The following is a 14,541-nucleotide window of genomic DNA, read 5'->3' as shown; positions in this document are numbered from 1 at the left end:
TATATCAGCTTTACACATGAAAGATCATGGTGCAGGATCACAAGCAATCCTCAATCGATATCGATAGACGGCGATTACTGCAGGGTGCTGGTGGGGTAAGTATCGCGGCGGTCGCCGGCTGTCTTGGTGGGGACGACGGCGACGACGACGCACCGATTCACGTCCAGTTGGAGGTCAACTCCGACAACGACGACCGGGTCCAGATGGTCGACCTGATCGCGACCTCCCTGGAGGAGTCGGGCTACTTCACGACCGAGATCGACACCTACGAGTTCAACGACTACACTCAGCGGGTGATGGACCCCGAGTACGCCGAGAACGGGTACGTCCCCTGTATCGGGCTGTCGGGGACGTTCAACCCCGAAAGCTTCTGTCAGGCGCTCCACCACAGCGACAACATCGGACAGTGTTGTAACCTGAACGGGATCAGCGACGCCGACCTCGACCAGATGTTGGACGACGCCCGCTACGGCGTCGACGTGGCTGACGACGACGAGGAACGACGCGAGCGCTACGACGAGATCTGGGAGTACCTCGCCGAGGAACGGTACAGCTCGATCACGCACTTCGACCTGCAGGCCGGCGTGATGAACACTAACGTTCACGGGTTCCGTCAGAACCCGTTCACCGAGAGCACGTTCGAATACGGCCTCTACGCCCCCCAGGACGAGGTCGTCACCTGGATCGACGAGGACGCCCACCCCGACGAGACCGACCTCTCGGACCTCGAGGAGGGCGGTACCCTCCGGGGCGGACTCACCGAGGATCCCGAGCTGTTCGACCCGCCGTACACGACCGGCGCGAACTCGACGATCGTCCAGGTGCTGATCTTCGAGCAGCTGGTCGTCAGCGACAGCGAGGGGAACCTCTACCCGTGGCTCGCCGAGGACTACGAGCTCGTCGAGACCCAGGACGTCGACCGAGCCGACTACGAGGAGTACATGATCGAGGTCGACGCCGACGAGGAAGGCGTCCTCGATACCGACGAGCAGATCGTCGTCACTCACCCCGAGGACAACCCGATCGAGGACGACACGGTTCGGGTCCTCACGCCGGAGCAGGCCGGCGACGCCGTCGACGACGGCACCTTCGGGATGCAGTTCCAGTACGAGCTCCACGAGGGAATCGAGTTCACCAACGGCGAGGAGCTCACCGCCGAGCACGTCGTCGCGACCGCCGAGCGCTACGAGAACTCCGACCTCGAGGCCCAGACGTACGACTCGCTGCTGTACGCCGAGGAGGTCGACGAGTACACCGTCAACCTCTACGCGCAGATCCCCGACGCCGAGGCCGAACGCGAGCTGCCCGGACTGTACATCCACTCGCTCGAGCAGGCCGAACTCGAGGGCGGCGAGCTCGACCCTGGCGCCGACAACGATCCGATCGGGACCGGACCGTACGAACTCAGCGACTACTCCGAGGGACAGTACATCGAGTACACGAAAAACGACGGCTACTGGCTCGAGGAGATCGGCCTCGAGAGCAAGGAGTGGTTCGACGGGCCCGAGGACTTCCCGAACGGCCCCGTCATCGACGAACTCGAGTTCGAGATCGTTCCCGACGACTCGAGTCGCGCCGGAGCGCTCCAGAGCGACGAGATCGACATCACCTACGGGCTGGCCACGGGCGTCCTCGACGACTTCGAGGAGGACGACGACTACGTCATCGACAGCGTCGAGGCCGGCGGCTACGAGTACATCCAGTACCCGATGAACGTCGAGCCGTGGGACGACGAGCGTCTCCGCCGGGCCGTCAACCACCTCGTGCCGCGCCAGGAGATCGTCGACAACGTGCTCAACGGCTGGGCGCGTCCCGCCTGGACCGACCTGCCGGAGCTCGCCGAGGAGAACGGGACGACCGACGCCGACGCCCTCGAGGAGAACATCCGGCCCCACAACGAGTACGATCCCGAAGCCGCCGCGGAGCTAATCGAAGAAGTGATCGACGACTACGACCTCGACTGAGGTCGCCCCGGTAGCCGTTTGCAGTGTTCGAGAAATATCATGAGTTTACGACGTTTCATACTGAAGCGACTGTTATCGATCGTTCCGATTCTGTTCGGCGTCTCGGTGATCACCTTCGGACTGGTGCATCTCACGCCGGGTGATCCGATCAGCCAGATGACTGCGATGAACCCCCATATGACCGCAGCCGACGAGGCCCAGATGCGCTCCCGATACGGTCTCGACGGGCCGGTCTGGGAGCAGTATCTGACCTGGATGGGGAACGTCCTGACCGGCGACTTCGGCGAGGTCATCAGCTCCGGCCAGGACGTCTCGTCGGTTATCCTCGCGCGGCTTCCCGAGACCATCGTCCTCGGCCTGTTCGGCTGGGTGTTCGGTCTCGTGATCGCGATCCCGACCGGGATCTACGCGGCCGTCAACAAGGATCAGTTCGCCGACACCGTCAGCCGGTTCGTCGCGCTGTCGGGCATCTCGATCCCGAACTTCTGGCTCGGCCTGATGTTGATCCTGATCGGCGCGCTCTGGCTCGAGATCTGGACCGTGTTGCCACCCTCTCGCTTGCCGCTGTACCACCCTCAGATGCTGTTCTATCTGATCCTTCCGGGGATCACGATCGGGACCGCGGCGGCGGCGAGTATCATGCGCGTGATGCGTACGTCGATGGCTGAGGAGCTGAACAAGGAGTACGTCACCGCGGCGCGAGCGAAGGGGCTCCCGGAGCGACAGGTGATCCTCAAGCACGTGCTGCGGAACTCGCTGATTTCCGTTGTGACGCTGGCGGCGACGCTGACCGCGAGCATCGTCGCCGGGTCGGTTGTCGTCGAGGTGGTGTTCAACTGGCCGGGACTCGGCCGAGAGTTCATCGAAGCGATCAACCAGCGCGAGATCAACCTGATCATGGCGATCACGCTGTTTACCGGCGTGTTCATCGTCCTGGCGAATCTGCTGGCGGACATCCTGTACGCGGTTCTCGATCCGAGGATCAGATATGAGTAGCAAGCAACACACCGAGCGCGGACGAATCCGAGTGACCGGGTTCGACCCGGAGCAGGTCCGACAGCGCGATCCGCTGTCGGATTGGACCGAAGAGAGCGGCGGCGAAACCGAGGGCCGGTTCGAGCGGGCCTGGAAGCGGTTCAAGCGCAACCGGTCGGCGCTGATCGGACTGTTCGTCGTCGGCGTTCTCACCCTGCTCGCGGTCTTCGCCCGTCCGATATCGGTGATGGGAATGACCGTCCAGCCGTTCTCGCTTGCGCCCTACGATCCGACGACGATCATGTACATGAACCCCGACTCGTCGGCGGGCGTCTACGACTCGCCGACGCTCTCTCACCCGATGGGGACCGACGGCGACGGCCGTGATCTGTTCTCACGGCTCCTGTACGGCGGCCGGTACAGTATCTCGATCGGCTTCATCGTCGTCGGACTCAGCGCCACGTTCGGACTGGTCTACGGCGCGATCTCGGGATATTACGGCGGCTGGACCGACGAGATCCTGATGCGGATCGTCGACACCGTCTACGCGTTCCCCGGTCTCATCCTGGCGCTGATCATCGTCGCCACGCTCGGCGGCGGCTACTGGCAGCTCGTCGCCGCGTTCGCGATTCCGGGCTGGATTACCTACGCCCGCCTCATCCGCGGCGAGGTCCTGACGATCAAGGAAAACGAGTACGTTATGGCGGCGAAGGCGTTAGGGGCGCGCGATCGATCGGTGATCTTCAAACACATCGTCCCGAACGCGATGCCGCCGCTGATCGTCTACGGAACGCTCAACATCGGCACCGTCGTCATCGGCGTCGCCGCGCTCGGCTTCCTCGGGCTCGGCATGCCGCCCGGAACCGCCGAGTGGGGGACGATGCTCGATCAGACGCGAGAGACGCTCATCCAGGGCCCCGGCGGTTCGATCCCCTGGTGGGCCACGGTCTTCCCCGGCGGCGCGATCTTCCTGTTCGTGATGGCGATGAACATGATCGGCGACGGGGTCAACGACGCCTTCGACGCCCAGGAGACCGGCATCGAAGGGCAGGGAGGTGGCTAAGATGGCACTACTCGAGGTCAACGATCTCACGGTCAAGTTCTACACGCAGGAGGGCGTCGTCACCGCCGTCGACGACCTCTCCTATCGCATCGAACGCGGCGAGAAGTTCGGCGTCGTCGGCGAGAGCGGGGCCGGGAAAAGCGTCACCGCCCTCTCGCTGATGCGGCTCATCGAGAGCCCGGGTCGCATCGAGAGCGGCGAGATCCTGTTCAAGGGCGAGGACTTGCTCGAGATGAGCGAGGAGGAGATCAGGGACGTCCGGGGCAACGAGATCGCGATGATCTTCCAGGACGCCCAGACGGCGCTGAACCCCGTCTACACCGTCGGCGAACAGATCGGCGAGGCGGTCAGACACCACCTCGACCACGACGAGGAGGAGGCCCGCGAGCGGACGATCCAGCTCCTCGACACCGTCGGCATCCCCGAGGCCGAGTCGCGGTACTCCGACTACCCCCACGAGTTCTCCGGCGGGATGCAACAGCGGGCGGTGATCGCGATGGCGCTGTCCTGTGACCCCGACCTGTTGCTCTGTGACGAGCCGACGACCGCACTGGACGTGACGATCGAGGCCCAGATCCTGGAGGAACTCGAGAGCCTGGCCGACGAGTTCGACACGGCGATCCAGCTCATCACCCACGACCTGGGCGTCGTCGCCGAGGTCTGTGACCGAGTGATGGTCATGTACGCGGGCAGTCCCGTCGAGAAGGCGCCCGTCGAGGAGCTGTACTACGATCCCAAACACCCTTACACGGTCGGCTTGATGAGCTCGATCCCTCGCGTCGGCGACAGACGCGAGCGACTGCAGACGATTCCCGGCACGATGCCGGATCTCGTCGAGCTCCCGCCCGGCTGTAGCTTCCACCCCCGGTGTCCGTACGCCGAGGACGTCTGTACCAAGCGTGAACCCCCGCTTCTGGATCCGGAGACGGGCCAGGACGCGTCCGGCGTGGATGCCGAACGCGCGGCGGCGTGTCTCGAGTACACCGGTGAACTCCAGGAGGGACTCGACTACGAGGTCACGGTCGGCGACGGCCACGAGACCCGCGCCGACGCGACCGCCCCGAACCCGGAGGGTGATCGACGATGAGCCGGTCCAGCGGGGAGCCAATTCTGCGGGCCGAGGACCTGACGAAGTACTACGACGCGAGCAGCGGGTTCATCGACGGGCTACTCGGCCGAACGCAGTGGGTCAAGGCCGTCGACGGAATCGACCTCGAGCTTCACGAGGGCGAGACCCTCGGCGTCGTCGGCGAGTCGGGTTGTGGGAAGAGTACGCTGGGCCGATCGCTGCTGCGTCTGCTCGAGCCGACCGACGGCTCGGTCTACTACCGCCAACGGACCGGTTCGGGCGATACCCGCAAGGAGGTCGAGATCACCGGCCTCTCGAGTTCGGAGCTGCGGGATCTGCGGACGGACGTCCAGTACATCTTCCAGGACCCGTTCTCGAGTCTGAACCCTCGGCTGACGGTCGGGGACATCATCGGCGAGCCACTGGATATTCACGACATCGCCGAGGACGAGGCGCGAACCGAACGGATCTACGAGCTGTTAGAGACCGTCGGGCTGAGCCAGAACCACGCCCACCGGTATCCCCACGAGTTCTCGGGCGGCCAGCGCCAGCGCATCGGGATCGCCCGAGCGCTGGCGGTCGACCCGGAGGTCATCGTCTGTGACGAACCCGTCTCGGCGCTCGACGTCTCGGTGCAGGCCCAGATCCTCAACCTCCTCGAGGACCTCCAGGAGGAGTTCGGCCTCTCCTACATCTTCATCGCCCACGACCTGAGCGTCGTCGAGCACATCTCCGATCGGATCGCGGTGATGTACCTCGGCGAGTTCGCGGAGGTCGGGACGACTGAGGAGGTGTTCTCGCCGCCACACCACCCCTACGCGGAGGCGCTGCTGTCGGCGATTCCGGAGCCAGATCCGCTCTGGAACGGCGAGCAGATCCTGCTCCCCGGAACCGTCCCGTCGCCGATGAATCCGCCGTCGGGCTGTCGGTTCCACACCCGGTGTCCGCGGATCATCCCGCCCGACGGGATCGACCTGCCACAGGTGGTCTGGCGCTCGATCGTCGATCTCAAACTACGGGTTCGGGGAGCCGAGGAGATCGAGGCGATTACGTCGGTCGACGAGGAGGCGACGGATCCGAACGACCTCACACGCGAGGCGTTCGGTCGGTCGGTCCGCGAGGAGTTCGAGATTCCCGAGACGGTTTCCGACCCGACGGCCGAACGAGCGCTCGACGAGAGCCTCGACGCGCTTCACGCCGCAGAGTTCGAGGCTGCCCGGGAGCGACTCGAGGAGACGTTCACTTCGCCCTGCGAGACCCACGACCCCCATCAGGTCCAGACGGGCGAGACCCACGAGATCGCGTGTCTGCTGTACGACGATCGATACGCCGACGGCGAGTTCCGCTCGGACGACGGCGTAAGCGACGCCGTCGCCGACGACTAGCCGCTCGGTTCCGAACGTTTTAGTTCTCGTCGCGCCTGTATCCGCCAATGCGTCGGATCTACGAGTCGAGCGCCCTCCGCCGGGACGACGACGAACCCTTCTCCCCTCGAGAGCGAGAGACCGAGCCGCAGTCGATGCGGTCGATCGACAGCACGAGCCTGAGCCGCCGGTTCGTTCCCGACCGACTCTGTCACCGAGCGATTTCGGTCGACGTCTCGACGCCGCGGTCGACGTATCCGATTGGGGCCGCGATCCCGTTTCGAGTAACGATGCGAAACTCGATGCCGTTCCCGATCACGGTGACGACGCGCTCGCCGATCCTCTGGCGCTGGAGCGTCGACGGACTCACCGATGCCGCCGAGATACCGATCCACGATCCACCCGCGGAACCGCGAGGCTTCCGGTTCGACCGGGGCGAACGAAAACAGTTCACGAAGCGCTGGCACCAGCGCTTTCGAATCGCGGACGACGAGTGGGAAGCCGCCGAGCCCGGAACCCACACGATCGGTGCCGGCCTGAACGTCGCCGACGCCGACGAGAAGGGACTGTACGACGAGACGACGATTACCGTCGAACTCGACGACGCCTGATTCGGCGGATCCCTACGGCTGGAAGCCGCCGCTCGAACCATGATCGGTACCGTTCGGATCGAACTCGAGCAGCGGCTGTCCGCAGCCATCGCAGTTGAGCGCGTGGACCGCGTAGGTCTGACAACAGGAGTCGACGGTGTCCTCGGTCAGCGTGATCGGCCCCTCACAGGACGGACAGCGCTCGCGGAACGATCGCAACACCTCGAGCAGTTCGATCCGCTGGGCCTGCGGAACCTCCCGCCAGCGTTCGGTCAGCTCCTCGAGCGCGCGGTGGGTCGCGAGATCCGCGAGCAGGGCAGCCGTCGACGGCCACTTGTGAATCCGCCGGCCGATTCTGACGGCGGGGTAAGAACGGTCCACGACCGTTACCGTCGCAGGCTCGAGCCCGTACAGTTCGGCAACGAGTTCCGGCTCGAGCGGGTCGTCGGGCAGCGCTCGGAGCCGATCGTCGATCCGATCGGCGAGCTCGTCGGTAAAGCTGAGATCGTTCCCCCGGGCCTCGACGGCGCCGACCTCCAGCAGGAACCGCTCGGGATCGACTGCCCGTTCACGCTGGCGGTCGTACTCCTCGATGGTCTCGGTCGTCAGCTCCTCGGCGTCCTCGTCGGTCTCCTCGAGGGGGTGCGTATCGAACTGCTCGAGGATCGGCGCCGGAAGGTACCGCTTCGTCAGCGCCGGCGTTCCGGGAACGAGGTAGCCCCGCAAGCCGATCGCGGCCAGCGAGCCCGCGAACGCCGCGGCGCCACCCTTTCGTGAGACGCTACCGACGATGGCGCTCGCCACGGCGGCGAGCGAGACGTTGACGATCGTACACGGAACGCACCTGTTCTCGCCGGTGTACTCGGGGTTTCGGACGCGAGCCAGCGCCGCCCGAATCGACTCTCTCATAGCCGTCAGTTGTGACGGTGTCGTGAAAAACGGGACGGCTCGAGCGGACCGGATACTCCCGCCCTACTCGTTCCGGCAGCCGCATCGCCGCCGATCTCGTCGAACCCCTCGAGCGGTCGCTCGTCCCGTCTTTCGGGCGCGAACTCGCGAACGGCTCGAGTTCGGTCCACTCGACGTCGTCCTCGCTACCGTGACCCGCGTGAAGGGAGTCGTCGGATGGCAGCAAGGAGCTGGTGGCGACGGTGACTGTTTGGAAAACAGGCCTCCCCTCGAGTCGGCTGCGGTCGGACGACCGTACGTCCCGAATCGGTTGTCCGAGGGCGGCTCGACCGTTCTCGAGGTGGAAACGGGGGGTAGATTTGAACCACGGTCGCAGCAAAGCTGCTCCCTGCTTCAAATCTACCCCATACTACTTTGACGAATTCCGGACTCACTCCTCGCCGTGCTCGTCGTTCGTCGTTGAATTCGTCAAAAGTAGCGGGAGGTAGATTTGAACTACCGGTCTGCGGGTTATGAGCCCGCCGGAATCTCCTGGCTATCCCATCCCGCTACTTCCTCGTAACCCGGTGCGCTAGTTAAGGGTTGTGATTCGGCCGCCGTATGTGGGTTTCTGTCGTCAACCCTGGTGGACCTTCCACGTGTAGAGGCTCTCACAGGTGTAGTTGACGAAGAAGCCGACCCCCATTCCGACGAGGTTCGCCGCCAGATACCAGACGTCGAAGCCGTACACCAGCAGAGTCAGCACGCTCAGCGTGACGAGAAAGCCCGCAAACCGAACCAGGTTCGACCGGAGAAACCGCCGGCCGAGCGCTCGAGGCGTCCAGGCGCCGTGGCTCGCGAACGTCCAGCGTTCGTTGATCACGAAGATCACCGCGATGGCGAACTCCCAGGCGATCACCTTCGCGACGACTGGCCCCAGAACGGTGAGTTCGACGAGCGCGACGAGAACGAGGTTGTCGACGGTCGCGCCGACGAGCCCGACGCTCGCGAACTGGGTGAACCGGGTCGCCGAGAGCAACGCCCGGATTCGCACCCGGAGCGCGTCCGTAGGTGATCGTGACATCGCCGTCCCTGGCTGGAGTGTCGGTCTCGAGAGAACGACCGGCGTTCGTGGCTATAGCTCGAGGTCGGCTTTCGCGCGGACGACGTCGATCTCCTCCGCGTCGACGCGGTCGACGTCGAGGAAGTGAGGGGTGAAGTTGCGCTTCTCGAAGTCCTCGAACTCCGAGTCGGCGCCGACGGTACACCACAGCTGGACCTTCTCGGGGCCGTGCCACTCGCCGTTGCGCGTCACGGCGAAACACACCACCTCCTCCCCGTCGTACTCCACGATGGCCCCTTTGCGGATACCCGGGTCCCCGTGGATGATGAGACGCTTCATGCGAATGCGTTTACGCGAGAGGGGATTAAACGCTTCGAAGGTCGGGGAACCGCCCGGCGACGGTGAACCAAACGGGTTTTAAACAGCGCTGTCTTAGCCCACGTCAAGTGAGCTAACGATGCAGATGCCACGCCGATTCAATACGTACTGTCCGCACTGCAACGCACACCACGAGCACGAGGTCGAGAAGTCCCGTACCGGCCGCTCCTCGGGGATGAAATGGGACGCGCGCCGCACCCGGCGCAACACCGCGACGATCGGGAACGCCGGTCGGTTCTCGAAGGTGCCCGGCGGCGAGAAGCCAACGAAGAAAACGGACCTGAAGTACCGCTGCAGCGAGTGTGGCAAGGCCCACCTCCGAGAGGGATGGCGCGCCGGCCGACTCGAGTTCCAGGAGTGATCACAATGGCAGGAAATTTCTACAGCGTTCGATGCAGTGACTGCGAGAACGAACAGACCGTCTTCGGCAAGGCCTCCACGGAGGTCGCGTGTGCCGTCTGCGGAACGACGCTGGCGCGACCGACCGGCGGCAAGGCCGAGATCGACCACGAGATCCTCGAGACAGTCGAGTCACGATGAAGTACAGCGGCTGGCCCGACACCGGCGAGCTCGTCGTCGGCAAGATCGACGAGATCGAGGACTTCGGTGTCTTCGTCGACCTCGAGGAGTACCAGGACCAGCGCGGGCTGATCCACATCTCCGAGGTCGCGAGCGGCTGGATCAAGAACGTCCGCGATCACGTTCGCGAGGGCCAGATCGTCGTCTGCAAGGTACTCGACGTCGACACCGAGTCCCAGCAGATCGACCTCTCGCTGAAAGACGTCAACGATCACCAGCGCTCCGACAAGATCCAGGACTGGAAAAACGAACAGAAGGCCGACAACTGGATGAGCCTCGCGCTCGGCGAGGACGCCGACGACGAGACCTACACCGCCGTCGCCAACGAACTGATCGGTGCCCACGGCAGCCTCTACGACGGGTTCAAGCAGGCCGCGATCCACGGCGAGGAAGCCCTCGAGGGAACCGACCTCTCTGCGGACGAGATCGGCGCGCTCGTCGAAACCGCCCGCGAGAACGTCTCGGTGCCGTACGTCACCGTCACCGGCTACGTCGACCTCGAGAACGCCTCCCCGACCGGTGTCGACGGGATCCGAACCGCCCTGGAGGCCGCCGAGGGCAACGGAGAGGTCCCCGACGAGGTCGACCTCGAAGTTAGCTACGTCGGCGCTCCGGAGTACCGGATCAACGTCCGTGCGCCCAACTACAAGACCGCCGAGTCTCAGCTCGAGGAGAGCGCTCGGCGTGCAGTCGCCGCGATCGAGGGTGAGGGTGGCTCCGGCGAGTTCCACCGCGAACGACGCACCGACGACGAATGAAATCCGACATCCGGGTCTGTTCGGCGTGGCGCGACGTCCACGACCGCCCGGTGTACACCCTTTCTTCGACCTGTCCCGACTGCGGTTCCGAGGCCGTAAACAGCGCGCCGGCACCGTTCGACCCCGAGGACGCCCACGGCGAGTACCGACGCGCTCTTAAACGTCGCAGCCGCTGATAGCGTATGGACGAACTCGAGATCGACGCGGTCGCCGAGGTCGAACTGGACGACCCCGTACTCGTCGAGGGGCTGCCCGGCGTCGGACACGTCGGCAGCCTCGCGGCCGAGCACCTGCTCGAGGAGCTCGAGGGCGAGAGCACCCTCGTCCGGCGGATCTACTCCCACGAGTTCCCGCCGAAGGTGAGCATCGAGGACGGCGTCGCCGACCTGACCTGCGCCGAGATCCACGCGATTTCGGTGCCCGACGGTCGCGACCTACTCGTACTGACGGGTGACCACCAGGCCCAGACGAACGAGGGTCATTACGTGCTGGCGTCGGCGTTTCTCGACGTCGCCGAGGAGTTCGGCGCGAGCGAGCTGTACGCGCTCGGCGGCGTGCCGACCGGCGAACTGATCGACGAGTACGCCGTCGTCGGCGCCGTCAGCGACGAGTCGCTGGTCGAGTCCCTCGAGGACGCGGGCGTCGAGTTCCGCGAGGACGAGCCCGCCGGCGGTATCGTCGGCGTCTCCGGACTCCTGCTCGGGCTGGGCGAGCGCCGGGGTTTCGAGGCCGCCTGCCTGATGGGCGAGACCAGCGGCTATCTCGTCGACCCCAAGAGCGCGCGCGCCGTGCTCGAGGTGCTCGAGGAGCTGCTCGGGTTCGAACTCGACTACGAGAGCCTCGACGAGCGCGCCGACGAGATGGAGGACGTCATCGGCAAGATCCAGGAGATGGAACAGCAACAACAGCAGATGGACGTGCCGACGGACGACGACCTGCGCTACATCGGATAGCGGCTTCGTTCGGGGCCCGCGAGCGAGGTCGGGCGGCACGCTCGCTTTCTCAGCAAACAGTCACGCGGTTTCGCTACTCAATACAGGGCGAGAATCTGAATCGGCCGACTCGTTACCTGCAGATGCCCACGTACCTTTTTCTCGTCGGGTTCGCTCGCGTTGCTCGCTCACCACTCCTCCAAAAATCTACGCTAAAAAGCCGCCTCCGCGGGCTTCGCCCGCTTCGGCGGGAAACCGCTCGCTCCGCTCGCGGATGCTGGTGGTGATATCTGCTTCGCCTATACGTAGCAGCTATCACTCTCGAGTACAGTTACGCTCGAGACCAATACGCGTTGCATAGAGCTGCGTATTGACTGGCGGCTATCCTGCTACATCTAACAGATGTTCTAAGCGCCGTCCAAGATGGAAAGTGCGTATTCAGCGCGGCGAGTGAAAAAGGAGGATCTCTACCCCGTTGAACAGAACGAAGTTGGTGCTACTCCGTGCAAACACTATATGACTGTTCGTTGTACGCGTATCTGGACGACAAGCTATGAGTGATACAAACGCCGTGCTCGACCACCACCTTGACGCGTTCGCCAATCAGGAACTCGAAGAGACCATGGCCGACTACGGCGATGGCTCGGTCGTCGTTACGAACATGGGAGTCTTCCGAGGTCTCGACGAAATCGAGGAGCTGTTTGCGGATCTGTTCGACGAGCTTTCCCAGGAAGGGACGACCATCGAGGTGGATGACACCATCGTCGAGGATGAGTTCGCCTACCTCCTGTGGCACGCCGAAACGCCGGACAATAGCTACGAGTTCTGTACTGACACGTTCTATATCCCCGAAGAGACGATCGACTTCCAAACCTTCGCAGGCAAGGTCGAACCCAAAGACTGAGAGCAGTACTGAGACATCCAAACACTCCACAGATTACTTGGTACACTCGCTACACCTTGCACCGCAGTAGCGCGTTTCACCCACCATCTCGGGTCGGTCGGCTTCGGGAATCACCGCGGGAACCGCGAACGCTATTTTTGCGCCGACCCACGGACCACATATGACCGATTCTCGAACGACCGAACGCTACGACGTCGGCGTCGTCGGCGCGGGGCTCGCCGGGCTGACGGCGGCACGGGAGCTGACCGACGCCGGCCTCGAGATAGTCGTCCTCGAGGCCAGAGACCGCGTCGGCGGTCGGACGGCCGCGGGTTCGCTGTCGACGGGCGACGCGATCGACCGCGGCGCCGAGTGGATCGGGGCCGACCACGAGCGCGTCCTCGAGTTCGTCGAGGAGTTCGGCCTCGAGCTGTGCGAGCAGTACGACGACGGCGTCGATCGGGTCGCCGTCGCGGGCGAGCTGTTCGACCACGAGAACCGCTTTCGGGCGCTCCCCGAGGAATCGGCCTCGGAGCTGCAGACGGCGCTCGAACGGATCGAGAGCCTGCGTCGCGACGTCCCCCTCGAGTCGCCTTCCGAGGCGCCCGACGCCGACAGGAGGGACGCGACTACCCTCGAGTCCTGGAAGCGGGAGGCGATGGCGTCCGAGGCCGCGCGGGAGGCGTTCGATGCGTTCGTCCGCGCCGAGTTCACCGTCGAACCGAGCGCGATCTCGCTGCTGTACTTCCTCGCGGCCGTCGACGCCGGCGGCGGGCTCGAGATCCCCAGCGAGTCGACTAGCGCAACGCAGGCGTATCGACTCGCCGGGAGCACCCAGCAGCTCTCGGAGGGACTGGCCGACGGTCTCGGCAACGCGATCCGACTGACCGAACCGGTTCGCCGGCTCGATCGGCGGGGCGACGACGTGACCCTCGAGACGGACGACGGGACGTACGCGGTCTCGGACGCCATCGTCGCCGTCCCGCCGCCGCTGATCGATCGGATCGACCACGAGCCGTCGCTGCCCGCCCGCCGACGAGGGTTAGTCCAGCGGATGCCGATGGGTGCGGTAGTCAAGTGTTTTGCCGCCTACGAGGAGCCGTTCTGGCGCGAGAACGGTTACTCAGGATCTGTGCTGGCTACCAACGGTATTGTGACCGAGGTCGCGGACGCGACGCTCCCCGGCGGGGATCGGGGACTCATCGTCGGGTTCGTCGCTGGGGCCGACGCCCTCGAGTGGAGCGACCGACCCGAGACCGAACGCCGAGAGCGGGTGCTCGAGGAACTCGGCCGCTACCTCGGACCGCGAGCGACCGATCCACTGGAGTACGACGACGAGGCCTGGTCGACGACGCGGTGGTCGACGGGCGGGTACAACGCCGCGATGACGCCGGGGACGCTCACGACCTGTGGCGACGCGCTCCGCGAGCCCGTCGGCCGCGTCCGCTGGGCCGGCTCGGAGACGGCGCTCGAGTGGCGCGGATTCATGGAGGGAGCGATCCGCTCGGGGGAACGGGTCGCGAGCGAGGTTCTCGAGGACCGCGGGACTCGAGGGGACTGACGTACCGGTAGTCGGCAGTACGGGTTCGCTGCCGACGGTCGTATTCGGGTGGGGAAGAGGCGGACCTCCCGCGTATCCATCGATCAGCTGGTACAGTAGCGCCGACGCATAGGACACGGGGCCGACACCTTCCGGCCCTCGAGAATCGCCGGCGTCGTTCACCGAGGAGTCGGCCGTTCTCGGCCGATGGGACTTTGATTCTGTCCGAAATGATAAACGTATGGCATCGAACGACGTTCTCGTGAGCGGTTTCGTTGCGTTCGTGGTTGCGACCGCCGTCGCCGGCGTGGTCGGCGGGAAGCGGCTCGGGCTGCGGGTCGGCCTTCTGACCGGGGTCGCAGTGGCCCTGAGCACTTGGCTGTCCGGGCACCGGAACACGGTGGAGTCCGAACTCACGGACGAGGCGACTGCTGCGTGACAGACGGGGCAGATATCTACACGTAACGGAACGCGAATTCCTAGACTGTCCCCCTT

Annotated in this window: 17 protein-coding genes and 1 tRNA gene; 14 read left to right on the top strand and 4 right to left on the bottom strand. The window is 64.8% G+C overall.

Annotated features, from left to right (window positions below; genetic code table 11):
- Positions 1 to 26 precede the first annotated feature (26 nt).
- The 6 genes from QA609_RS01475 to QA609_RS01450 are packed head-to-tail and all read left to right on the top strand — an operon-like array spanning position 27 to position 7,046.
- On the top strand, positions 27 to 1,964 hold the full coding sequence (locus tag QA609_RS01475) for an ABC transporter substrate-binding protein (RefSeq protein ID WP_278300803.1): 1,938 nt from the start codon (positions 27 to 29) through the stop codon (positions 1,962 to 1,964).
- A gap of 39 nt (positions 1,965 to 2,003) precedes the next feature.
- A complete protein-coding gene (locus QA609_RS01470) occupies positions 2,004 to 2,960 on the top strand; it encodes an ABC transporter permease (protein WP_278300802.1) in 957 nt (318 codons plus the stop codon).
- Entirely contained in the window at positions 2,953 to 4,002 is a 1,050-nt protein-coding gene (locus QA609_RS01465; RefSeq protein ID WP_278300801.1) for an ABC transporter permease, read from the top strand. Before QA609_RS01470 ends, QA609_RS01465 begins: the two co-directional genes overlap by 8 nt.
- 1 nt (position 4,003) lies before the next feature.
- A complete protein-coding gene (locus tag QA609_RS01460; protein ID WP_278300800.1) occupies positions 4,004 to 5,089 on the top strand; it encodes an ABC transporter ATP-binding protein in 1,086 nt (361 codons plus the stop codon).
- Complete coding sequence (locus QA609_RS01455) at positions 5,086 to 6,456, top strand: oligopeptide/dipeptide ABC transporter ATP-binding protein (protein ID WP_278300799.1); 1,371 nt, start codon at positions 5,086 to 5,088, stop codon at positions 6,454 to 6,456. Before QA609_RS01460 ends, QA609_RS01455 begins: the two co-directional genes overlap by 4 nt.
- Positions 6,457 to 6,503: 47 nt before the next feature.
- Positions 6,504 to 7,046 carry a hypothetical protein gene (locus QA609_RS01450; RefSeq protein WP_278300798.1) on the top strand — a complete coding sequence of 181 codons (543 nt, stop codon included), beginning with the start codon at positions 6,504 to 6,506 and terminating at the stop codon, positions 7,044 to 7,046.
- A gap of 12 nt (positions 7,047 to 7,058) precedes the next feature.
- Here QA609_RS01450 and QA609_RS01445 read toward each other — a convergent pair whose 3' ends face one another.
- The 4 genes from QA609_RS01445 to QA609_RS01430 all read right to left on the bottom strand — a co-directional run bounded on the left by QA609_RS01445 (position 7,059) and on the right by QA609_RS01430 (position 9,315).
- Positions 7,059 to 7,934, bottom strand: a complete 876-nt coding sequence (locus QA609_RS01445) for a hypothetical protein (protein ID WP_278300797.1) — start codon at positions 7,932 to 7,934, stop codon at positions 7,059 to 7,061.
- 475 nt (positions 7,935 to 8,409) lie between these two features.
- A tRNA-Met gene (locus QA609_RS01440) sits at positions 8,410 to 8,484 on the bottom strand.
- Positions 8,485 to 8,550: 66 nt separating this feature from the next.
- Positions 8,551 to 8,997, bottom strand: a complete 447-nt coding sequence (locus tag QA609_RS01435; protein ID WP_278300796.1) for a GtrA family protein — start codon at positions 8,995 to 8,997, stop codon at positions 8,551 to 8,553.
- Between the two features lie 51 nt (positions 8,998 to 9,048).
- Positions 9,049 to 9,315 (bottom strand): HAH_0734 family protein, encoded by a 267-nt coding sequence (locus tag QA609_RS01430; RefSeq protein WP_278300795.1) that lies wholly within the window; start codon positions 9,313 to 9,315, stop codon positions 9,049 to 9,051.
- A 118-nt stretch (positions 9,316 to 9,433) separates the two neighbouring features.
- Between QA609_RS01430 and QA609_RS01425 the strand changes: the two genes are divergently transcribed.
- The 8 genes from QA609_RS01425 (at position 9,434) to QA609_RS01390 (ending at position 14,485) form a co-directional block, all read left to right on the top strand.
- Complete coding sequence (locus QA609_RS01425; protein WP_278300794.1) at positions 9,434 to 9,715, top strand: 50S ribosomal protein L44e; 282 nt, start codon at positions 9,434 to 9,436, stop codon at positions 9,713 to 9,715.
- Between the two features lie 5 nt (positions 9,716 to 9,720).
- Positions 9,721 to 9,894, top strand: a complete 174-nt coding sequence (locus QA609_RS01420; protein WP_278300793.1) for a 30S ribosomal protein S27e — start codon at positions 9,721 to 9,723, stop codon at positions 9,892 to 9,894.
- Positions 9,891 to 10,691: a translation initiation factor IF-2 subunit alpha gene (locus QA609_RS01415; RefSeq protein ID WP_278300792.1), complete on the top strand. Its 801-nt coding sequence runs from the start codon at positions 9,891 to 9,893 to the stop codon at positions 10,689 to 10,691. The genes QA609_RS01420 and QA609_RS01415 overlap by 4 nt, the downstream gene beginning before the upstream one ends.
- Positions 10,688 to 10,867 carry an RNA-protein complex protein Nop10 gene (locus QA609_RS01410; protein WP_278300791.1) on the top strand — a complete coding sequence of 60 codons (180 nt, stop codon included), beginning with the start codon at positions 10,688 to 10,690 and terminating at the stop codon, positions 10,865 to 10,867. The genes QA609_RS01415 and QA609_RS01410 overlap by 4 nt, the downstream gene beginning before the upstream one ends.
- Positions 10,868 to 10,873: 6 nt before the next feature.
- The gene (locus QA609_RS01405) at positions 10,874 to 11,644 is read left to right on the top strand and encodes a proteasome assembly chaperone family protein (protein WP_278300790.1); all 771 of its coding nucleotides are present in this window, start codon (positions 10,874 to 10,876) and stop codon (positions 11,642 to 11,644) included.
- Between the two features lie 550 nt (positions 11,645 to 12,194).
- Complete coding sequence (locus tag QA609_RS01400) at positions 12,195 to 12,527, top strand: nuclear transport factor 2 family protein (protein WP_278300789.1); 333 nt, start codon at positions 12,195 to 12,197, stop codon at positions 12,525 to 12,527.
- Between the two features lie 160 nt (positions 12,528 to 12,687).
- Entirely contained in the window at positions 12,688 to 14,067 is a 1,380-nt protein-coding gene (locus QA609_RS01395) for an FAD-dependent oxidoreductase (RefSeq protein WP_278300788.1), read from the top strand.
- Between the two features lie 220 nt (positions 14,068 to 14,287).
- Positions 14,288 to 14,485: a hypothetical protein gene (locus QA609_RS01390; protein ID WP_278300787.1), complete on the top strand. Its 198-nt coding sequence runs from the start codon at positions 14,288 to 14,290 to the stop codon at positions 14,483 to 14,485.
- Positions 14,486 to 14,541: the final 56 nt, after the last annotated feature.

Origin of the sequence: Natronococcus sp. A-GB7, assembly GCF_029688865.1 — an archaeon.
GTDB lineage: Archaea > Halobacteriota > Halobacteria > Halobacteriales > Natrialbaceae > Natronococcus.
This window is presented reverse-complemented; position numbering and strand designations above follow the sequence as displayed.